Raw genomic sequence first — 19,138 nt, forward strand, 5'->3', positions numbered from 1 at the left:
CGCTCCGCTCTCCCCTGTGGGGCGAACAAGTAATAAGTTACGCCCGAACCACCACCCCGTCGAATCGAGCACACACCCCGGGCGTGTCGCGACCGCATCCCGGCCTCGAGAGTCGCCGTGCAGCGGGCCTCACACGAACCGTCCGACACTCCCCCATCCCCCGACCCACGCCTCCACGTGGGGCTGTGGACGGAGGACGTGCACCCCGTCCACCGTGACGGTCCGTCGGGCGAGCCCTTCGTCGTGGGCCCACCGCGCGACACGTCGACGAGCGCGTCTGCTGCGCGCACGGCCCACCGTCGCACCGTCCGTCGTCCTCAGGATGACGGTGCCGACGTCGCTTCCGCTGAGGGACGCCAAGGCGATGACGAGTTCGGCGTCGTCCACGATGACGAGGGGGACATCGAGCTCGAGGACGACGCGGGCGTCGAGCGGAGTACGGTCGGCCCGCACGCGCGGATCGTTCGAGAGCGCGCTCCCCGGGGGGATGGCATCCACCGTCACCGTCGCCCGCGGGAAGGCGGACAGGATCGAGTCGACGCAGACGAAGGCGGCCGCGGCGGTCAGGTCGCCGCGGACGCGTACTGCGAGGTCGGGTGTGCCGGGAAGAAGACCACGGCCGGCGGATCCGTCGATCGGGATCAGCTGGGCGAGCTGAAGGCTCTGTCGGTTGCCCTCCTCCGCGCGGTCGCGGTCGTCGCGTCCGGCCCAGTCGGGTCCGTCGTGCCACGCGACGGCGCTCGGGACATGGGCGAGTACCGCGCCGGCCTGCCAGGCGCGATGCGCCCACTCCCAGTCCTCTCCCCCGTAGGCGCAGAACGCTTCGTCGAACCCTCCGACGTCGTCGAAGAGCGCACGGGAGCAGGCGAGCACCGCGCTGATCACGTATCGGTACGAACGGTCGTCGGCGCGGAGCAGATCACCGCTGTCCGCGTAGGCCTCGCGCAGCCAGGCGGGCTCGTCCAGTTCGACGGCGGGCGCGACCTCGGCGATCGGCGCATCGACCGCCACGCCGGAGAGATCGGCGTGACGGCGGCGTCCGACCGTCACCGCCTCGGGCAGCAGGGCCGGCAAGCGGGTGAGCGTGCGCACGTACGCGGGCTCGGGCGTCGTGTCGGCGTCGAGGAAGCAGAGCACGTCGCCGGTGGCGACCGAGGCCCCCAGATTCCGCGCCGCCGCCGCGCGGAAGCCGCGGTCGTCCTGACGGACGAGCCGGACGCCGTCGGGGACGACGGGCGGTTCGGGGGAACCGTCGTCGGCGACGACGATCTCGAGGCGATCGGCCGGGTGGTCCTGACGGGCGAGCGCGGTGAGCGTGCGCGCGAGCTCCCGGGGCTGCGCGTAGTGGGTGACGACAACGGTGACCCGCGGGGGATCCGGCTCGCGGTGGGACACCAGGTCCCACCGGTTGCCCGGGACCCATGGCATCCGGTCGTTCCATCCCTCGGGGATGTCGGCGGTCATGGCGCGAGCCCTCCCCACCACCGCAGGTAGGCGCGGGCGGCGTCGGCGCGATCGAAGGGCAAGGGGGCGACGCCGTGCCAGGTCGACGAGGCGTCGGCGCGGGCCGCGGCGACGGCTCCGGCGAGCGCCTCGGGCTCGACGACGGTCAGGGTGCGGGGGCGCAGCTGCGCCATCTCGTCGACGTAGCGGTTGCGCACGGCGAGGGGACGACGACCCCACCCGATCCACGAGGTCAGCGAGCCCGACGCCGACACGTGGCGGTGGGCGATCACCGGCACCGCGACGCGGGCCACGCGCGCGGCCATATCGGCGTCGTCGAGCCATCCGGTCACCTCGACGGAGACGCCGGCGGCATCCGCGCGGCGGACGAACGCGTCGAGGTCGGCCGCGTGCCCCTCCGAGGCGCGACCGAGCACGGTGAGCCGGGGGACGCCCGCCGCGACGGCGGCCGCGAGCGCTTCGTCGTGGCCCTTGCCGGGGTAGAAGTAGCCGAGCACGCCGACGCCGTCGTCGGAGGAGGCGACGGACGCGGGACGCTCGTCGACCGGGAGCGGCACGACGGCGATGTCGCCGTGCCACACGTCCTCCTCGCGGAGGAGCTCGCGTTCGTGTGCGCTGTTGACCGCGACGGCACGTGCCGCCTCGGTGACCGCGCGGTAGAAGGCGCGGCGACGGGGACGATTTCGTTCGCCGTCGGACTCCTGCGGCACGTCGTGCAACGTGACGGTGAGCGGATGCCGAGCGGCCAGCGCCACGACGGTGCGCGTCGCCTCTTCGGGCGAGGCACCCCAGAGACGGTCGGTGACGTGGGCGTGCACGGGCGAACCCGGAGCGAGCGCGGCGAGCGCGTCGGGCGTGGCGATGCGGGCCCCGGGCGTCAGGCGGACCACCTCGGCGGCGATCTCCCGGGCGTACACCGCGACCCCGTGCGGCCCGGGGTGGACCAGGAGCACCGGGGGCGCGGCATCCGTGGTCTGCAGACTCATGCGGCGGCCGCCCAGGTGGCGAGCAACGGTGCCATGCGGTCGACGACGGCGGCCAGCAGGGCGGGACGCTCGCGGTAGAAGGCGAGGTGGGCCTCGCGGACGACGTCGGCCGGAAGCGTCTCTCCGGCGACGATCCAGTCGGGCCGGGGCGTGGCATCCAGGTTCCAGGCGTCGACGACCCAGTCCTCGAGCGGCGCGCGCACCGAGGCGAGGATCGGGCGCCCGGGATCGACGGCCCCTCCGGGCGCGCCGAGGGCGGCGACGATCCGCTCGCCGAGCGGGAGGAACAGAGCGTTGCCGGGATGATTCACCGTGCGCGCCAGATCCTCGACGACGGGGGCGAACAGATCGGATGCCACGACGTCGAGCCCCCGCGCCTCGCGGCGACGCAGTTCGGCACGGGAGCCCTCGGCGATCTCGCGCACCGCGGGGGGTTCGAGGGCGGCGGGGATGTCGATGCGCGCCGCCTCGGCGACGGTTCGCACGTCGTGGTAGGCCACGAGCGGTGGATCTTCGGGGAAGTCGGGGAGCCGCAGCACCGCCTGGAACGGGTGGAGGCCCGCGAACCGGACGGCCGGGACGGTGACGACACGGGCTGACGGCGCGAGGGACGCCCGGAGCTGCGCCGTTCCCAGCGCGAGCCCCCGGTAGTCGTCGCGGATCGGCTGGGTGACGAGGAACGACGCGCCGCGGAGGAGGTCGTGCACCCTCGCGGTGTCTTCGGCCGACAGCTCGTGGACCGCGGGCATGCGTACCGTCGGGAGGGCGTCGGAGGAGATCACCAGGCGCAGGGACTCGGCCTGACAGTTGCCCACGACGAGGCCGTAGCCGGAGGGCAGCGGAGCCTCTCCGTAGAACCCGGCGTAGTGGGCCCGGCGCGCTATCACCGCTTCGCCGTGGTCCGCAAGGCTTCCCAGCCGCGCCATGTCGCCACCCATGATGTGAACGTATCCGTCGGTGTCATCGTCGTCCCAACCGCCCCGTTGCATTGCGATGTGCCTGGCGATGCGGTACACGCACCGTCACGCACGCCTGCACGAGGAGGAAGAGAAGATCGTCACCAGCACCGTCCCCCCGGTCCGGGTCGCCGCCGTCCCCTCGGCGCACCCCTACGTCACCGCCGTCGCGGATCCCGCGCACGTGCTCCTGCTCGCCGATCCGCCTCCCCCGGGCGCCCCGGCCGGACAGTGGTGGCCGCCGCAGATCCTCCTGCCGGAATGGCTGCGGACGAATGCGGCGGACTTCGACGTGGTCCACGTGCATTTCGGCATCGAGTCGTATACGCCCGAGGAACTCTCCGAGACCGTCGCCACGCTGCGGGCCCTGGGGCGGCCCCTGGTCTACACGGTTCACGACCTCGAGAACCCCCAGCTGCTGTCGCAGGAGGCGCACCGCGCCTCGCTCGCCGTGCTGGCCGAGGCGGCCGACGAGCTCATCACCCTGACCGGGACGGCCGCCGACGAGGTCTTCGCACTCACCCGTCGTCGCCCGACGGTGATCGCCCACCCGACCCTGCTCGCCGAGACGGACCGCCCCTCCGGCGCGGCGCACGCAGCGACGCGCGTCGGCGTGCACCTGCGCGATCTGCGCCCGAACATCGACGGGGTGGGCACCACCGCGACGCTCGTGCGCGCCGTGGCCGACCTGCGAGCCCAGGGCGCGCGGGTCGAAGCGGTCGTGCGGATGAACGAGAACGTCCGCGACGCCGAGGCGGCGGCATCCATCGATCTGCTCGCCCGCGATGCCGAGGGCGTCACCGTCGAGCGTGGTGCCCGCCTCGACGACGAGGCGCTCTCGCACTGGCTCGCGGACCTCGACTCGTGCCTGCTGCCCTACCGGCACGGCACCCAGTCGGGATGGGCGGAGCTCTGCTACGACCTCGCCGTGCCCGTCATCGGCACGCGCGTCGGGCACATCGCCGCCCAGCACCCCGGCGACTTCCACAGCTTCGACGTGGGAGAGCCCGTGTCGCTCGCGCGGGCGATCGTGGATGCCACGGACGCTGCGTCGTCGACACCCGGCTCGCCGAAACGGGCGGCGGAGATCGAACGTCGGCGCACCGAGCGCCTCGGCGAACGGGATGCCGTGCGCGCCGCGCATCTCGCGCTGTACCGACGCGCGATGGCGACGGAGGAGGCGGCGTGATGCGGATCGGGAAGGCCCTGCGGGTCCTGGTGGTGGCGCCCTCGCGCTACGCCCTGCGCCAGCCGCACGCCGGCGGCCTCGAAGCGTGCGTGTGGGATCGCGTGCGATGGCTGCGCGAACGGGGTCACGAGGTGACGCTGTGCGCCGCGGACGGTTCGGACTTCCTCGGCGACGTGCCCGAGTTCCGGCTGCCGACCCCGGAGTGGAGCCGCCCCGAGGAGTCGTCCGACACCGAGTACCCCGCGGGGTACGTCGCCGCGGTCGAGGCCGCCTACGACGCGGCCCGGGAGCGCCTCATCGCCGATCGTCACCTCTACGACGTGGTCGACAATCACAGCCTGCACCCGGCACCCATCCGCTGGAGCCGGGAAGCCGGCATCCCGGTCGTGACGACGCTGCACACCCCGCCCTTGGAGCCCATGCTCGAGGCGGCCGCGGACGTGCGCGACAGCCCTCACCGCTTCGTCGCGGTGAGCCAGGCGACGGCGCGCGCGTGGTCGGTCGAGGGCGTGGACGCGTTCGTCTTCCCGAACGGTGTCGACACCGACCAGTGGACCCGCGGGACCGGCGGCTCCTCGTGGGTCTGGTCGGGACGCGTGGTGCCGGAGAAGGCCCCGCATCTCGCGATCGAGGCGGCACGGGAGGCGGGAGCGCACATCGTGCTGGCCGGGCGCATCGGCGACGTCGATTACTTCGAACAGGAGATCGCCCCGCGCCTCGGCGCCCACGCCCGCTACGTCGGCCCCCTGCGTCAGCCCGACCTGTGCCGACTCGTGGGGTCGTCGGCCGTCGCCCTGGTGACACCCATGTGGGAGGAGCCCTTCGGCCTCGTCATCGCGGAGGCGCTGGCCACGGGCACGCCCGTCGCCGCGTTCGACATCGGCGGCGTGTCGGAGGTCCTCAGCGGGATGCCGGGGTCGGCGACGGTCATGCCGGGCGACGTCGTCGCCCTCGCGAAGGCCGCCTCCCGCCTGGCGGCGGAGGGAGCGCAGGAACCGCTCACCCGCGTGTGGACCCGCCGCGCGGCGGTGCGGCAGCACTCGCTTGCCCAGCGCTATCGCGAGGTGGAGCGCGTGCTCGCCCACACCGCGCAGCCGGTCCCGGTGCGGCGCGCGCCGGCGGTGGCGTGGTGATCGGCTGGTACGTCCACCATCACGGCTACGGCCACGTCGCGCGCTTCCTGGCGGTGCAGCCGCACCTGCGCTCGCCCGTCGTGGCGTTCTCGTCGATGCCGCGGCCCACGACGCTGCCCGCCGAGGTGGAGTGGGTGGAGCTGCCCCCCGACGCCGATGAGTTCGAGGGCGCGGACGGGTCTCTCCACGATCCGCGCGACGCGGAACCGACCGTCCGCGGACACCTGCACTGGGCCCCGCACGGCCACCCCGGTCACCGCGCCCGCCTTGCGGCGATCGCCGCGGCATCCGTCACCCGGGATCTGCAGGCGTTCGTCGTCGACGTGAGCGCCGAAGTGGTGGCTTTCGCGCGTCTGCTGGGCCTGCGCACCGTCGCGGTGACACAGCCGGGTGCCCGCACCGACGCCCCGCACGCGCTCGCGTACGCCCTGGCCGACCGCATCGTGGCCCCGTGGGCGCACGGCGCCGTGCCCACCGCGGGCCTGTCGGCGCACGGTGACCGAGTCGTGTGGACGGGCGGGATCTCGCGGTACGACGGGCGCTCCCCGGAGGGCGCCCGCGCCGAGCGCGCGGTTCTCGTGCTCGGTCGCGTGCTCGACGACGCCGTGCGGGCGGAGACCACCGCCCGCCTGCGGGAGCGCGGGTGGGACGTCTCGGCCGTCGGCCACGACGCGACCTCGCGCGTGGACGATCCGTGGCCGCTGCTCTCGCGCAGCACCGTGGTGATCAGCGCCGCCGGGCAGAACAGCGTCGCCGATCTCGCGACGGCGGGTGCGCGCGCCGTTGTCATCGCGCAGGAGCGCCCCTTCGACGAACAGGTCCACACCGCCGACGCCCTCGACCGCTGGGGACTGGCTCATCGGGCCGACGCCACCGTCACGGCGGCCGAACTCGTCGCCCTCGTCGAGGCCGCGGCCGACGGCGAACCCGACTGGTCGCGCTGGCAGGTCGCCGGGGGAGCCGAGCGCATGGCCGCCGCCGTCGAGGCGGTACTGCCGTGAAGACCGCGGTGATCACGGTCGCATCGAGGGCGCGCGCCGAGCACCTCGAGCGACAGCGCCGCGTGCTGGCCGAGGTGGCGACCGACATCGTGCGCGTGGAGGCGTGGCTCGACGCGTCGCCGCCGGACGGCATCCCGGATGCCGACACCCTCACGCTGCACGTGCCCCCGGGGCCCTACGGCATGCGCGTGGGAGAGGGCCGTAATCGGGCCGCCGCCGCGGCCGTCTCGGCCGGCGCCGAGCTGCTCGTCTTCCTCGACGTCGACTGCCTCCCGGGCGCGGACCTGCTGCCCGCCTACCGCGACGCGGCCCGCGCGCACCCGGATGCGATCCTCGCCGGAGCGGTCACCTACCTCGCGAGCGTGCAGCGCCCCGGATCCGCCTCCGACCTGCCGTTCCTCGTGCGCCCGCACCGCGCGCGTCCCGCGCTCGAGCCGGGCGCGACGCGCACGGCATCCCGCGAGGAGTACGACCTGTTCTGGTCGCTGTCGTTCGCCGTCACCCCCGCGACGTGGGACAGGATCGGCGGTTTCCACCCCGGCTACGAGGGCTACGGCGCCGAGGACACCGATCTCGCGTGGACGGCGCGCGCCGCCGACGTCGAGATGCGCTGGGTGGGCGGGGCGGATGCCTTCCACCAGTGGCATCCGGTGTCGTCTCCCCCGTGGCAGCATCTCGACGACATCCTCCGCAACGGCGCGACCTTCCACGCGCGGTGGGGGTCATGGCCGATGGGCGGATGGCTCGAGGCTTTCGCCGCGGCCGGCGCGATCGAGCAGCGCGACGACGCCTGGGTCCGCTCCCGCACGTGAGGTGCCGGGATCTGTCGCTCCGGAATGCCCGGAAGCGACGAACCTCGGCACCTCGCGCAGGGAGGGGTCAGACCAGCGCGCGGAGGGCGTCGACGATCCTCGTGGCGCGGGAGTCGTCGGCCTCCATCCAGTTCGTGACGAAGGCGAAGCCGACGCGGGCCGCGCGATCGGCGAACGCCACCTGACCGCCTGCCCCGTCGTGGCCCAAGCTCGTCGGGCCGAGGTAGCGGCGCGCGTCGGAGTCCAGCTGGAAGCCCGCCGCCCAGCGCGGCCAGGGGGCGGGCGCGGCGAACACGGGTGCGCCTGCCGTGCGCTCTCGCGTGACCTCGTCGAGCGTGTCGTCGCGGAGCAGACGGATGCCGTCGGTCTCGACCACCGTGGCCGACCACATCGCCGCGACCGCCCGGGCGGTGGCGACGGCGCCCGCCCCCGGGATCACGGCGGCCCGCACGTCGACGGCGTTGAATCCGTCGTCGTCGGTCACGAGCGTGGCCGGCAGTGCGCCGCCGAGCGTCATCGCCCGGTCCAGCCAGTCGACGACGCCGGGGTCCCGCTCGGCCGCCTGCCGCGCGACGAGGGCGTCGAGCGTCGGCCCGACGCGCAGGTGAGCAGCGGATGCCGCGACCTCGGCCGGCATCCCGAGCCACGCACCGCCGCCCACCGACTCCGCCATCGCCGCGAACGCGTCGCCGGGGGCGACGCCGCCGGCCCGACGCACGATCTCGCCCGACAGCCAGCCGTGGGTGAGAGCGTGATACGCCCAGCCGGCGCCGGGCTCCCACAGCGGTTCCTGCGCGGCGACGATCCGGGTCATCGCGTCGAAATCGAGCAGCTGCGCGCGCGTGACGTCGATCCGGGGGGCCGAGACGCCCGCCCGGTGCGCGAGGGCGTCGCCCACGCTCACCCGGTCTTTGCCGTGCACCGCGAACTCGGGCCAGAGCTCGGCCAACGGACGGTCGAGGTCGAGCATCCCGTCTTCGACGAGCCGCGCGGCGAGGATCGACATCAGACCCTTCGTGCACGAGAACACCACGGAGGGCGTGTCGCTCTCCCACGGCCGACCGTCGCGGCTGTCGGCCGTGCCGCCCCAGACGTCGACGACCGTGCGTCCGTCGACGCGGATCGCGAGGGCCGCGCCCATCTCGGGCAGCCCCGCGAATGCGGCGGCGAAGGCCTCCCCCACCGGCTCGAATCCCGGGGCCACGACGCCCTGCACCGCGGTCACCGGACGACCTCCGCGACAATGAGACGGTCGCCGTCCCAGCGCAGCGGGAGCGGGTCGGACAGGGTGCCGAGGAACGCGCCGTCGGTCGTGACGTTCTCGAAGGCCAGCATCACGGCCTGGCCGTCGGCGTCGTCGGCGACGACGCGACCGCTGTAGAGCCGCTCGTCGGCGACCAGCGTCGCACGCTCGACGGGGTACGGACCCCGCGGGTCGTCGAGGGCCACGGCCCAGATGCCTCCCGCCTGACCGACGCGGTCGCCGGCCAGATGAGTCGCGTCGCAGGAGAAGACCAGAGCCCACCGCCCCGCGATCCGCACCACCTGCGGCACCTCGAGGTGAGCGAAACCGGCGCCCGGCGTGCTGCGCGGGGGGCGCACCTCCCACTGGTGCAGGTCGCGCGACCAGGCGTGCCCGATGACCCCGCGGTCGCGGTCGCGGCCTTCCCGGGCGCGGGCGGTGACGAGCATGTGCCATCCCTCCCCGTCGGGATCGGCGAACACCCACGGATCGCGCCAGGCCTCCTCGTGCCAGGTGCCCGCGTCGAGCGTCTCGTACCAGCGCGGGTCGGCGGCCACGACCACCTCGGGATCCTTCGCCCACGTCGCCAGATCGGTCGAGGATGCCGCGAGCACCGTCTCGACGTTCGTGATCTCGCCCTCGCGCAGGAACCGCGAGCCGGTGTAGAACATGCGCCAGTCGGCATCCGCCCCGACGATGCTGCCGGTCCAGGTGGCCGTGGCATCCGGAGCATCTCCCCCGGAGGGCTCCAGCACCGTTCCGTGGACGGTCCACGAGCGCAGGTCGTCGCTCGTGGCGTAGCCGACGCTGGCGTTGCGGTGACGCAGGTCGGGGTCGCCCAGGCTCGTCGGCGCCTGGAGGAACATCATGTGGTGGGTGTCGCCGTCACGGGCGAGCCAGAAATCCCAGACCCAGTGGTCGGGCAGCGTGAACGTCATGAGGTCCGTTTCGGGGAAGAGGGGGGTGATCAGCCCTTGACCGCGCCCTGCACGAGGGCGCGGATGAACTGGCGCTGGAACACGAGGAACAGCAGCACGGCGGGCGTGATGATGATCAGCGCTCCCGCGTTGAGCAGCGGGATGCTGAGCGAGTACTGGCCCTGGAAGAAGGTCAGGGCGCCCGCGACCGTGCGCTGCAGGGGGTCGGCGATGAGGACGACCGGGAGCAGGAACTGGTTCCACGTCCAGATGAACAGCAGGATCGCCAGGGCCGAGAGCGCGGGCGCGGCGAGCGGGAGCTGGATGCTGCGGAACTCCCGCCAGATCGAGGCACCGTCGACGCGGGCCGCCTCGGACAGCTCGCGGGGCACGTTGATGAAGTGCGCGCGCATCCAGAAGACGCCGAACGGCATGTAGAGCCCGATCAGCGGGAAGATCACCGCCCAGGGGGTGTTCACGGTTCCCATCGACTGCGCCTGGTAGTAGAGCGGGATGATGAGCGCCTCGAACGGGATGGTCAGGCCCAGGACGAAGAAGACCAGGATGCCGCGGCCGAAGCGCACCTGCAGGGCGCCGAGCGCGAAGCCGGCGAGGGTCGCGGCGATCAGGCTCACCGGCACGACGCCGAGCACGATGAGCAGGCTCGAGCCCATGAGCTGCCACACGTGGCCCGTCTCGAACGCGGTGGCGAAGTTGCCCCACTGCGGGTCTGTCGGCCAGGTCAGGCCGGTCGGGTTCTGATCGGCGGGCTGGAGCGCCGCCGAGAACATGCTGACCAGGGGCAGGAGCGTCACGATGGTCGCGACGCTGAGGAGGACGATCCCGAGGTAGCGCTCGGTGCGGCTGGCGATCACGAGTCACTCGCTCTCGAGAGGCGTTGGATGGGAAGCACCACGATCAGCACCAGCACCATGAGCACGATGCCGAAGGCCGAGGCCAGGCCCACATCGCTCTGGGTGAAGCCGATGCGGAAGATCGACAGGCCGGGCACGAGGGTGGCGCGGCCGGGACCGCCCTGGGTCGAGGTGTAGATGATGTCGAAGCTCGACAGGGCGGCGATGACGGTGACGGTGACGAGCACCGCGATCTCCTGACGGAGGCCGGGGAGGGTGATGGTGAAGAACTCGCGCCACCACCCGGCACCATCGAGGCGGATCGCCTCGTACAGCGAGACGTCGATCTTGCCGAGACCGGTGAGCAGCAGCACGGTGCACAGACCGGTGAGCACCCACGATCCGATCAGGCCCACGGCCGGCAGCGCCGTGCCGTAATCGGCGAGCCACGGGCGGGTGATCCAGCCGAGCCCGATCCAGCCGAGGATCTGGTTCACCGCGCCGGTCTGGGCGTACATCCACGACCAGGCGATACCGACGGCGGCGAGCGGGATGATCTGCGGCAGGAACAGCACCGTCTGCGCCGTGGCGGCGAAGGCCTTGTACCGGATGCCGCGGATGAGGGTCGCGAGCACGAGCCCGAGCCCCACCGGGATGAACGTGAAGAACGCGATGAGGATGAACGCGTTGCGGATCGCGCCGAGCAGGTCGGGATCGGTGAACACCGTGAGGTAGTTCTCGAGGCCGACCCAGCGGGCGAGCCCGATGCCGTTCCAGTCGTAGAACGAGTACTGCACCCCCTGGAGCAGGGGCCAGATGACGAATCCGACGTAGAACGCGAGGGCGGGGACGAGGAGCACCCAGCCGACGAGGGTCGCCCGTCGGGCCACTGCGCGTGCAGCGGCCCGGCGAACGGGTGCGGTCGCCGTCGCCGAGGAGGCGTCGCCGTGTCGAGGGGCCGCCGCGACGGCGACCGCACGGTCGGTCATTACTTCCCGACCTCGCTCTCGTAGAACTTCTGCACGCGGTCGACGAACTCCTGGCCGGTGATCTGGCTGGTCACCAGCAGCTGCGACTCGGGGATGATCGAGCCCGCGTAGATGCCGGCGGTGGTGTTGGCCATGAAGTCGACCTGGCCGTTCTCGGCGCCGATCTGCGCGGACATCTTCAGCGCGTTCTCGATCAGCGAGCCGGACTCGACGGTCGGCAGCTCCTGGGCGGGGTCGCCGCCGGGCGACGCACCGGTGACATCGACGATGATCTGGCGCGCGGTCGGATCGGTGTGCACCCAGTTCAGGAAGTACGCGACCTCGTTGATGTGCGGCGACTTGGCTGCGACCGAGAACGAGTTCGCCGCTCCCATGGCCACGTGATCGGCTCCGGCCTCGGCCGGCGGCACGAGGAAGAATTCGACGTTGGAGCCGAGCGCCTTCTGGTAGTTCGCCGCCTCCCAGTTGCCGTTGAAGGTGAACAGGCCCTCGCCCGCCGAGAAGCGGCTGGTGAAGGTGAAGTAGTCGATCGCGTTGATGTCGGACGGGAAGTACCCGGCATCCGCCCACTCACGCACGAGCTCGGCACCCTGGACGTTGCCGGACTCGTCGTAGCGCGCACCCGGCTCGTTGAACATCCACGACAGGAATTGGTCCTTATCGACGTACTGGTTCATCGCGGCCTGGACCACGAAGTTGACGACGCCGTCCTTGTCGCCGGCCATGATCGGCAGGATGCCGGCGGCCTTCGCCTTCGCCATGTCGTCCTCGAGCTCGGACAGGGTCTGCGGCGGGGCGTCGATGCCGAGCTGGTCGGCGAGCGTGGTGTTCATGTAGATGCCGGTGATGCTGTAGCCCAGGCCCAGCTGGTAGAGCGACCCGGATCCGCGGACGCCCTCGTCGTTCATGCGCAGCGGCGCGAGCTGCGACGCCGGCCAGGCGTCCCACCCGTAGGCGTCGAAGTAGGGGTCGAGGTTGGCCACGAGCCCGTCTCGCACCGTGTCACCGAGGGTGGGGAGGCGGATGAGGTCGGGCGGGGTGGAGCTGGCGAGAAGCTTGGGGGCGTTCGCGGTGAGGTTCTGGAACGTGTCGCGGTTGATCGTGAAGGTGACGTTCGGGTGCTGCTTGGTGAACTCCTCGGTCAGCTTGTCGGTGACCGGGAAGCCCGTCTCGTCGGCGATCGTGAGCTGGACGGGGTCGCTGGTGAGCTCGGTGCTCACCTCGACGTCGTTCTGCGCGGCCGGGGCCGCGCTCCCGGGCGCGCACCCGGTCAGGGCGGCGCCGGTGAGGCCGGCGATGGCGAGCAGGGCGAGGGATGCCCCTCGGCGCCGGCGCGGGATGCGCGTGTTCATGTCGACTCCTTCGTCTGTGCTGCGTGCCGGCGCTCGGGCTGTTCCGGCGACGGACTGCTGGTGCGCTAACCTGTGCTGAAAGGATTTAGCAGCATCATTTACGCAGACGCACGGAGCGCTGTCAAGATCACTGCGAAGATCGTGACCGCGGCGCCGATGCCGCAGAACGGGAGCACCGATGGGCAAGAGGGTCACACTGGCCGACGTCGCCCGGCGAGCCGGCCTGTCTCCCGCGGCGGCCTCCATGATCTTGAACGGTCGTCCCGACACCCGCCTCTCGAAGGACGCCCACGAGCGCGTGCACGCCGCTGCCGCGGAGCTCGGCTATCGCCCCAACATGTCGGCGCGGGCGCTGCGCACCGACACGTCGCACACCGTCGGCTTCGTGTCGGACCTCGTCGCGACCACCCGCTTCGCGAGCGGGCTCATCAAGGGCGCGCTCGGTGCGGCGGAGGCCGCCGGCCAGGTCGTGCTCGTCGCGGAGACCGGGGGTGAGCCCGAACGCGAGGCCGAGGCGGTCTCGGCCCTGCTCGACCGTCAGGTCGACGGCATCATCTTCGCGTCGATGCGCGCGCGGGAGACATTCGTCCCCCGCCTGCCGACAGGACTGCGCACCGTCATGCTGAACGCCACCAACGAGCTGCACCGCTGCAGCGTGCTGCCCGACGAGGAGACGGGAGGTCGACGGGCGGTCGAGCTCCTCCTCGATGCGGGGATCCGCGACGGCATCCTGCTCCTCGGGTACGACGCGGAGGCGGAACGCGATCTGTTCCGCTCGGCCACGGTGGCGGCGCGCGTGCGCGGGATCTCCGCGGCCATGGCCGACGCGGGGGCGAGATTTCTGCACGAGGAGTCGATCTGGCTGTGGGAGCCCGCCCCCGGCTACGAGTTCACCGCGCGGCTGCTCGCCCAGGGGATGCGTCCGCGGGCGATCGTCTGCCTCAACGACCGGCTGGCCTTCGGCGCCCTCCAGGCCCTGGGGGATGCCGGGCTGCGCGTCCCCGACGACGTGTCGCTGGTGTCGTTCGACAACGACGAGCTCGCCGCCTATCTGCGTCCGGGGCTGACGACGATCGGTCTTCCGCACGAGGACATGGGCCGCCGCGCCGTCGAGCTCCTGCTCACGCCGGACGGCCCGCCCGAGGGCCAGCACCTCGTCGAGATGCCGGTGGTGATCCGCGACTCGATCCGCCGCCCCTGAGCGCACGCGGGAAGGACTCCTCCCGTCGAGTGTCCAGGACACGCCGCGGGCGCCCGGCGAGCCCGGCGTGCCTTGGACACTCGAAAGGGTCCAGGCCCCCGCGCACGGGAGCCCCGGCGAACGAGGGCGCCGGGGCTTGCGGGCATGGGGTCAGGCGCGTCGCATCCAGACCGTCGTCTCACCCGGCAGGGCGTCGCCCGCGAGCGGGCCGCTCGACAGCAGTACCTCACCGGCGGGGAGCGCGGCGGGCTCGGTGCCGAAGTTCGTCACGACGGTCCACCCGCCGGGGCGGGAGAACGAGACCACGTCGGCGCGGTCGGTATCCATCCACTCCAGCCGCTCGTGGGTCTGCAATCCGTGCCGCAGGGCGAGGGCTCGACGGTACAACGACAGCGTCGATGCGGGATCGCCGTCCTGCACATTGGCGGCATAGGTCTCGAACCACTCCGGCTGCGGCAGGTGCGCGCCGCCCCGGCCGAATCCGAACGCCGACCCCGACGAGGTCCAGGGCAGCGGCACACGGCATCCGTCACGGCCCATGTCGACCCCGGGGCTGCGGAAGAACGTCGGATCCTGGCGCTCGGTATACGGGATGTCGGCCACCTCGTGCAGCCCGAGTTCCTCGCCCTGGTACAGATACGCGGACCCCGGCAGGCCCAGCACGAACAGCGCCGCCGCTCGTGCGCGACGCTCGCCGCGCTCGGCGTCGAGGGTCGGCGACTGCCCGCCCGACAGCAGCCACTCGTTGCCGTGCTTGAGCGTCGGGCGTCCGTCGGTGCCGCGCTCGGCGTCGGGCAGGCCGTACCGCGTGGCGTGGCGCACGACGTCGTGGTTGGACAGCACCCACGTGGTCGAGGACCCCGATCGAGCGGCGAGGGCGAGGTTGTCGGCCACGATGCGACGGAACTGCCCGGCGTCGAAGTCGGCCTCCAGCAGGTCGAAGTTGAACGCCTGCCCGAGGCTCTCGGCGCTGGCGTACAGCGGGACCCGCGAGGGGTGCACCCAGGCCTCGGCCACCGCGGTACGCGGCGGGTCGTACGAGTTGAACACGGCACGCCACTCGGCGTAGACCTCGTGCACGTCGTCGCGGTCGAGCAGCGGGTGCGTACCGTCGATCGGCATCGCCTCGAGTTCCGCCCGCGAGGGCAGCGGCTCCGTGAGGTCCTTCGTGAGCATGTGCGCTACGTCGATGCGGAAGCCGTCGACGCCGCGGTCGCTCCAGAAACGCAGGGTCTCCACGAAGTCGGCGCGCACCTCGGGGTTCGACCAGTTCAGATCGGGCTGCGAGACGTCGAAGTTGTGGAAGTACCACTGGCCGTCGGCGACGCGCTCCCACCCGGGGCCGCCGAACACCGAGACCCAGTCGGTCGGCGGCTCGGAGCCGTCGGGACCGGTGCCCTCCCGGAAGATGTAGCGCTCCCGCGCGGCCGAGCCGCGACCGGCGGCCACCGCCTCCTGGAACCAGACGTGCTTGTCGGAGGTGTGATTGGGGACGATGTCGACGACGACGCGGATGCCGTGGGCGTGCAGCTGCGCGATCAGCTCGTCCATGTCGGCCAGGGTCCCCAGCCGCGGGTCGACGTCGCGGTAATCGGCGACGTCGTAACCGCCGTCGGCGAGGTCGGACGGGTAGAAGGGGCTGAGCCAGATGGCATCCACCCCCAGCTCGGCCAGGTACGCAACGCGAGAGGTGACGCCGGGGATGTCGCCGAGGCCGTCGCCGTTCGTGTCGGCGAAGCTGCGGGGATAGACCTGGTACACCACGGCCTGGCGCCACCAGTCGGGGGTGTCGGAGAGCGCGCGGGCGTGCACGGAAGGTGCGGCGGTTGTCACGAAGGGTCCTTTCGGGGAGGGGATGGTCTGCTCAGCCCTTGACGGCACCCTGCGTGACGCCCGCCATCACCCATCGCTGGGTGAAGAGGTAGGCGACGATCGCGGGGGCCATGGCCATGAGGTAGGAGGCGAAGGCGACGTTGTAGTTGTTGCTGAACTGCGTCTGGAACAGGTTCTGGCGCACCGGCAGCGTCTGAAGGGCCGGGTCGCTGATGATGAGCGACGGCATCATGAAGTCGTTCCACGCGTAGAGGAACGCGAAGATGCCGACCGTGGCGCTCATCGGTGCGAGCAGCGGGAAGATGAGGCGCCAGAACGTCTGCCAGGTGGTGGCGCCGTCGATCCGCGCGCTCTCCTCCAGCTCGAGGGGGATCGAGCGCAGGAAGGCCGTGAACAACAGGACGCTGAAACTCAGCTGGAACATCGTCGCGAGGATGATCACGCCGAGCGGGTTGTCGAGACCGAGGCGCCCGGTCAGCTGGATCTGCGGGAGCGCGATGACCGGGAACGGGATGAACATCGCCGCGAGCAGGTAGAAGAACGAGTAGCGGAAGAGCTTCCGGTCCCAGTTGCGCGCGATGGCGTACGACGCGCACGCCGCGAGGATGATGGTCGCCACGACCGTGCCCGCGGTGACCAGCAGTGAGATCGCGAGGCCCACCGGGAACTTCGTGAGCGTCCACGCCTGGACGAAACCGTCGAAGCTGATCGGCGAGGGGATCGAGAACGCGTTGCCGTCGACCACCTGCGTGCCGCTCTTGAGCGCCATCGAGACGGTGACGTACAGCGGCAGCAGCACCGTCAGCGAGCACAGCACGAGGATGGTCGTCGTCGACCAGCTGATGCGCTCGGCGCCGACGCGGCGGAAGCGGGAGCGCCGGGGGCCGGAGCCCGTGGGGCCCTGGCGCTCGGGGACGGCGAGTTCGGCCTGCTCGAAGGCGAGCGCGGGCTGGTTGAGGGCGGTCATGACAGGGTGTTCCTTCCGCGGGTCACCGAGAGCTGCAGCAGGGAGATGACGACGGCGACGACGAAGAAGAGCGCGGCGTTGGCCATCTGGTAGGCGTAGTCGCCCCCGTTGAATCCGAGGATTATCGACATCGCGACGCTGCGGGTCGCGGTGCCGGGGCCTCCACCGGTGAGGCCGACGATGATGTCGTAGGCGTTGAGGAACCCCTTGAAGCCGAGGATGACGTTGATGACGACGTAGCCGGCCACGAGCGGCAGCGTGATGCGCAGCAGCTGCTGCGTCTTGCTCGCCCCGTCGAGCCCGGCCGCCTCGTACACGTCGCCCGGGACCGAGAGCAGTCCCGCGATGTAGATGAGCAGCGTCCCGGGGATCGCCTGCCACGCGGTGACGATGACGATCGCGACCCACGCCAGATCGGGGTTGGCGAGCAGGCTCGTCTGCAGCCACGGGATGCCGAGGGCCTCGCCCGCCGAGGGCACGGAGTTGCTGAAGAGGAAGTTGAAGACGTAGGCGATGATGATGCCCGAGATCACCATCGGGATGACGAAGACCGTCCGCAACGCCTTCGTGAAGCGGATCCGCGCGGTCAGGCCCACCGCGAGCAGGAAGGCCGCGACGTTGACGACGATGACGGTGGCGATCGAGAACCCGAAGGTGAACAGGTAGGCCTGCAGGATCGCGGGGTCGCTGAAGATCGCGATGTAGTTCGTCAGCCCCGTGAAGTTCCACTCCCCGAGACCGATCGAGTCGGTGAAGCTGAAGAAGATGCCGATCAGACCCGGGATCGTGATCGCGAGCGTGAACAGCACGAGGGTCGGCAGCAGGAACAGGTAGTAGATGGGCTCGGTACGGCGCGAGCTCCGGCGAGCCGTCGCCTTCCCACCCGTGACGATCGTGGTGGTGGTGGTCATCGCGCGGCCTCCTCGCCAGCGGCATCCGTCGTCGAGGCGGGCGGCTGGCGGAATGCGAGCCGCGACCAGTCCTCGTCCATCGTGCGCAGGGTGGCCTCGGGCGAGGCGCCGAAGATCATCGCCTGCGCGTAGTTGAAGGTGGGGATGGTCTTGGGGACCAGCACCGAGGCGCCCTGATAGATACGCCCCTCGTCGTAGTACGGGATCATTCCGGCGACGCGCGAATCGCTGGGCGACGGGGCGTCCTTCGTGGGTGCGAAGCCGAGCTGCGACTCGTTGTAGGCCTCGATGATCTCGGGCTGATACAGGTACTCGAGGAAGTCGCGGGCGGCATCCTGGTGACGGGATGCCTCGGGGATGATGGCCGCGAGATCCATGTTCACGCGCACCTTGAGGTCGTCGGGATCATCGGTCATCGGCAGGGGGAACGTCCCGACCGGCAGGTCGGGCGCGGTCTTCGCGATCTCGCCGAGCGCCCAGGGGCCCTGCAGATACATCGCGGCCTGACCCTGCGCGAACGCGAGGTTGCCGTCACCGTAGGCGCGACTCTCGGCATCCTCGTTCGTGTAGTCCTGTGCGAGCTGGAGCATGCGGTCCATCGGCTCGGTGAAGTCCTTCGCGAACGAGACCGTCGAACCGGCCCCGACCTGGTCGCCCTCGGCGGCGAGGCTGTCGAAGAAGTCGATCACGTCGAGCGAACCGCCGACGGAGTAGTCGTACCAGCCCTGCGCCACGGTCCAGTCGTCCTTGAAGGTGCCGTAGAACGGGGTGACGCCGTTGGCCTTCAGCGTGTCGGCTACCTGCAGGAGCTCATCCCACGTGGTGGGGACCGCGAGCCCGTACTGCTCAAAGATCTGGGTGTTGTAGATGACGGATGCCGCCATCACGGAGTACGGCAGGGCGCTGGTGCGCCCCTCGCACGAGCCGTACTGGTCCATGAGCGGCTGCAGGTCCTCGCGGACCGCGCCCGCGGCGGTCGTGCCGGAGAGGTCGCTGAGCGCGCAGCGCTGCACGAAGCGGGCGACCTCGTAGTTGTAGTTGGCGAGCATGATGTCGGGCGGGTTGCCACGGACGAAGCTCGCCGAGACGACGTCGACGCCCGAGCTGTCCATCTCGACGCGCACCTTGTCCTGCGAGGCGTTGTACTGCGCGACGACGTCGTTCATGAACGACAGCGCCTCGCGCTTGCTGAAGGTGAAGCGGATGGTCTCGCGCCCGTCGGCGGAGCAGCCCGCGAGCAGACTCGCCCCGAGCACCCCCACCGCGGCCGCGGCGAGCCATCGCCACCCCGCTCTCGTCTTCGTCGACACCTGCATCCTCCTCGCTGCAC

Annotated in this window: 17 protein-coding genes; 5 read left to right on the forward strand and 12 right to left on the reverse strand. The window is 71.4% G+C overall.

The features are described 5' to 3' along the window. Positions 1 to 129: 129 nt before the first annotated feature. Genes ACFZA2_RS16410 through ACFZA2_RS16420 form a run of 3 tightly spaced genes read right to left on the reverse strand, consistent with a single transcriptional unit; the run spans position 130 to position 3,388 of the window. Positions 130 to 1,464: a glycosyltransferase family 2 protein gene (locus ACFZA2_RS16410; protein WP_391406960.1), complete on the reverse strand. Its 1,335-nt coding sequence runs from the start codon at positions 1,462 to 1,464 to the stop codon at positions 130 to 132. Then, complete coding sequence (locus tag ACFZA2_RS16415) at positions 1,461 to 2,450, reverse strand: hypothetical protein (RefSeq protein WP_391406962.1); 990 nt, start codon at positions 2,448 to 2,450, stop codon at positions 1,461 to 1,463. The genes ACFZA2_RS16410 and ACFZA2_RS16415 overlap by 4 nt, the downstream gene beginning before the upstream one ends. Beyond that, entirely contained in the window at positions 2,447 to 3,388 is a 942-nt protein-coding gene (locus tag ACFZA2_RS16420) for a WcbI family polysaccharide biosynthesis putative acetyltransferase (RefSeq protein WP_391406964.1), read from the reverse strand. The genes ACFZA2_RS16415 and ACFZA2_RS16420 overlap by 4 nt, the downstream gene beginning before the upstream one ends. 67 nt (positions 3,389 to 3,455) lie before the next feature. Here ACFZA2_RS16420 and ACFZA2_RS16425 point away from each other — a divergent pair, with 67 nt between their 5' ends. From ACFZA2_RS16425 to ACFZA2_RS16440, 4 genes are read left to right on the forward strand one after another with little or no spacing between them, the layout of a single operon-like run. Further along, on the forward strand, positions 3,456 to 4,595 hold the full coding sequence (locus tag ACFZA2_RS16425; protein WP_391406966.1) for a glycosyltransferase: 1,140 nt from the start codon (positions 3,456 to 3,458) through the stop codon (positions 4,593 to 4,595). Continuing rightward, complete coding sequence (locus ACFZA2_RS16430; RefSeq protein ID WP_391407211.1) at positions 4,595 to 5,728, forward strand: glycosyltransferase; 1,134 nt, start codon at positions 4,595 to 4,597, stop codon at positions 5,726 to 5,728. Before ACFZA2_RS16425 ends, ACFZA2_RS16430 begins: the two co-directional genes overlap by 1 nt. Then, on the forward strand, positions 5,725 to 6,729 hold the full coding sequence (locus ACFZA2_RS16435; RefSeq protein WP_391406968.1) for a hypothetical protein: 1,005 nt from the start codon (positions 5,725 to 5,727) through the stop codon (positions 6,727 to 6,729). Before ACFZA2_RS16430 ends, ACFZA2_RS16435 begins: the two co-directional genes overlap by 4 nt. Further along, positions 6,726 to 7,541, forward strand: coding sequence for a galactosyltransferase-related protein (locus ACFZA2_RS16440; RefSeq protein WP_391406970.1), 816 nt, complete (start codon positions 6,726 to 6,728; stop codon positions 7,539 to 7,541). The genes ACFZA2_RS16435 and ACFZA2_RS16440 overlap by 4 nt, the downstream gene beginning before the upstream one ends. A gap of 67 nt (positions 7,542 to 7,608) precedes the next feature. Here the strand turns inward: ACFZA2_RS16440 and ACFZA2_RS16445 are convergent, their stop codons facing one another. Genes ACFZA2_RS16445 through ACFZA2_RS16465 form a run of 5 tightly spaced genes read right to left on the reverse strand, consistent with a single transcriptional unit; the run spans position 7,609 to position 12,896 of the window. After that, complete coding sequence (locus tag ACFZA2_RS16445) at positions 7,609 to 8,766, reverse strand: serine hydrolase domain-containing protein (protein WP_391406972.1); 1,158 nt, start codon at positions 8,764 to 8,766, stop codon at positions 7,609 to 7,611. Then, complete coding sequence (locus ACFZA2_RS16450) at positions 8,763 to 9,722, reverse strand: family 43 glycosylhydrolase (protein ID WP_391406974.1); 960 nt, start codon at positions 9,720 to 9,722, stop codon at positions 8,763 to 8,765. Before ACFZA2_RS16450 ends, ACFZA2_RS16445 begins: the two co-directional genes overlap by 4 nt. 29 nt (positions 9,723 to 9,751) lie before the next feature. Continuing rightward, positions 9,752 to 10,576 (reverse strand): carbohydrate ABC transporter permease, encoded by an 825-nt coding sequence (locus tag ACFZA2_RS16455; RefSeq protein WP_391406976.1) that lies wholly within the window; start codon positions 10,574 to 10,576, stop codon positions 9,752 to 9,754. Beyond that, the gene (locus tag ACFZA2_RS16460) at positions 10,573 to 11,544 is read right to left on the reverse strand and encodes a carbohydrate ABC transporter permease (protein WP_391406978.1); all 972 of its coding nucleotides are present in this window, start codon (positions 11,542 to 11,544) and stop codon (positions 10,573 to 10,575) included. Before ACFZA2_RS16460 ends, ACFZA2_RS16455 begins: the two co-directional genes overlap by 4 nt. Further along, complete coding sequence (locus ACFZA2_RS16465; protein WP_391406980.1) at positions 11,544 to 12,896, reverse strand: ABC transporter substrate-binding protein; 1,353 nt, start codon at positions 12,894 to 12,896, stop codon at positions 11,544 to 11,546. The genes ACFZA2_RS16460 and ACFZA2_RS16465 overlap by 1 nt, the downstream gene beginning before the upstream one ends. 178 nt (positions 12,897 to 13,074) lie before the next feature. Here ACFZA2_RS16465 and ACFZA2_RS16470 point away from each other — a divergent pair, with 178 nt between their 5' ends. After that, the gene (locus ACFZA2_RS16470; RefSeq protein WP_315994556.1) at positions 13,075 to 14,097 is read left to right on the forward strand and encodes a LacI family DNA-binding transcriptional regulator; all 1,023 of its coding nucleotides are present in this window, start codon (positions 13,075 to 13,077) and stop codon (positions 14,095 to 14,097) included. Positions 14,098 to 14,247: 150 nt separating this feature from the next. Here ACFZA2_RS16470 and ACFZA2_RS16475 read toward each other — a convergent pair whose 3' ends face one another. The 4 genes from ACFZA2_RS16475 to ACFZA2_RS16490 are packed head-to-tail and all read right to left on the reverse strand — an operon-like array spanning position 14,248 to position 19,124. Beyond that, a complete protein-coding gene (locus ACFZA2_RS16475; RefSeq protein WP_391406983.1) occupies positions 14,248 to 15,930 on the reverse strand; it encodes a glycoside hydrolase family 13 protein in 1,683 nt (560 codons plus the stop codon). Positions 15,931 to 15,961: 31 nt separating this feature from the next. After that, positions 15,962 to 16,897, reverse strand: a complete 936-nt coding sequence (locus ACFZA2_RS16480) for a carbohydrate ABC transporter permease (RefSeq protein WP_391406985.1) — start codon at positions 16,895 to 16,897, stop codon at positions 15,962 to 15,964. Continuing rightward, positions 16,894 to 17,808, reverse strand: coding sequence for a carbohydrate ABC transporter permease (locus tag ACFZA2_RS16485; protein ID WP_391406987.1), 915 nt, complete (start codon positions 17,806 to 17,808; stop codon positions 16,894 to 16,896). Before ACFZA2_RS16485 ends, ACFZA2_RS16480 begins: the two co-directional genes overlap by 4 nt. Next, positions 17,805 to 19,124 carry an ABC transporter substrate-binding protein gene (locus tag ACFZA2_RS16490; protein ID WP_391406989.1) on the reverse strand — a complete coding sequence of 440 codons (1,320 nt, stop codon included), beginning with the start codon at positions 19,122 to 19,124 and terminating at the stop codon, positions 17,805 to 17,807. The genes ACFZA2_RS16485 and ACFZA2_RS16490 overlap by 4 nt, the downstream gene beginning before the upstream one ends. Positions 19,125 to 19,138: the final 14 nt, after the last annotated feature.

It is taken from the genome of Microbacterium sp. NPDC007973 (assembly GCF_042958465.1).
Taxonomy (GTDB): Bacteria; Actinomycetota; Actinomycetes; order Actinomycetales; family Microbacteriaceae; genus Microbacterium; species Microbacterium galbum.

Bases quoted from the DNA above. Each gene is read 5' to 3' on its own strand.
- ACFZA2_RS16465 (WP_391406980.1), bottom strand. From the start codon at position 12,896: ATGAACACGCGCATCCCGCGCCGGCGCCGAGGGGCATCCCTCGCCCTG.
- ACFZA2_RS16460 (WP_391406978.1), bottom strand. From the start codon at position 11,544: ATGACCGACCGTGCGGTCGCCGTCGCGGCGGCCCCTCGACACGGCGAC.
- ACFZA2_RS16430 (WP_391407211.1), top strand. From the start codon at position 4,595: ATGCGGATCGGGAAGGCCCTGCGGGTCCTGGTGGTGGCGCCCTCGCGC.
- ACFZA2_RS16480 (WP_391406985.1), bottom strand. From the start codon at position 16,897: ATGACCGCCCTCAACCAGCCCGCGCTCGCCTTCGAGCAGGCCGAACTC.
- ACFZA2_RS16425 (WP_391406966.1), top strand. From the start codon at position 3,456: ATGCGGTACACGCACCGTCACGCACGCCTGCACGAGGAGGAAGAGAAG.
- ACFZA2_RS16450 (WP_391406974.1), bottom strand. From the start codon at position 9,722: ATGACGTTCACGCTGCCCGACCACTGGGTCTGGGATTTCTGGCTCGCC.
- ACFZA2_RS16485 (WP_391406987.1), bottom strand. From the start codon at position 17,808: ATGACCACCACCACCACGATCGTCACGGGTGGGAAGGCGACGGCTCGC.
- ACFZA2_RS16420 (WP_391406964.1), bottom strand. From the start codon at position 3,388: ATGGGTGGCGACATGGCGCGGCTGGGAAGCCTTGCGGACCACGGCGAA.
- ACFZA2_RS16415 (WP_391406962.1), bottom strand. From the start codon at position 2,450: ATGAGTCTGCAGACCACGGATGCCGCGCCCCCGGTGCTCCTGGTCCAC.
- ACFZA2_RS16490 (WP_391406989.1), bottom strand. From the start codon at position 19,124: ATGCAGGTGTCGACGAAGACGAGAGCGGGGTGGCGATGGCTCGCCGCG.
- ACFZA2_RS16410 (WP_391406960.1), bottom strand. From the start codon at position 1,464: ATGACCGCCGACATCCCCGAGGGATGGAACGACCGGATGCCATGGGTC.
- ACFZA2_RS16470 (WP_315994556.1), top strand. From the start codon at position 13,075: ATGGGCAAGAGGGTCACACTGGCCGACGTCGCCCGGCGAGCCGGCCTG.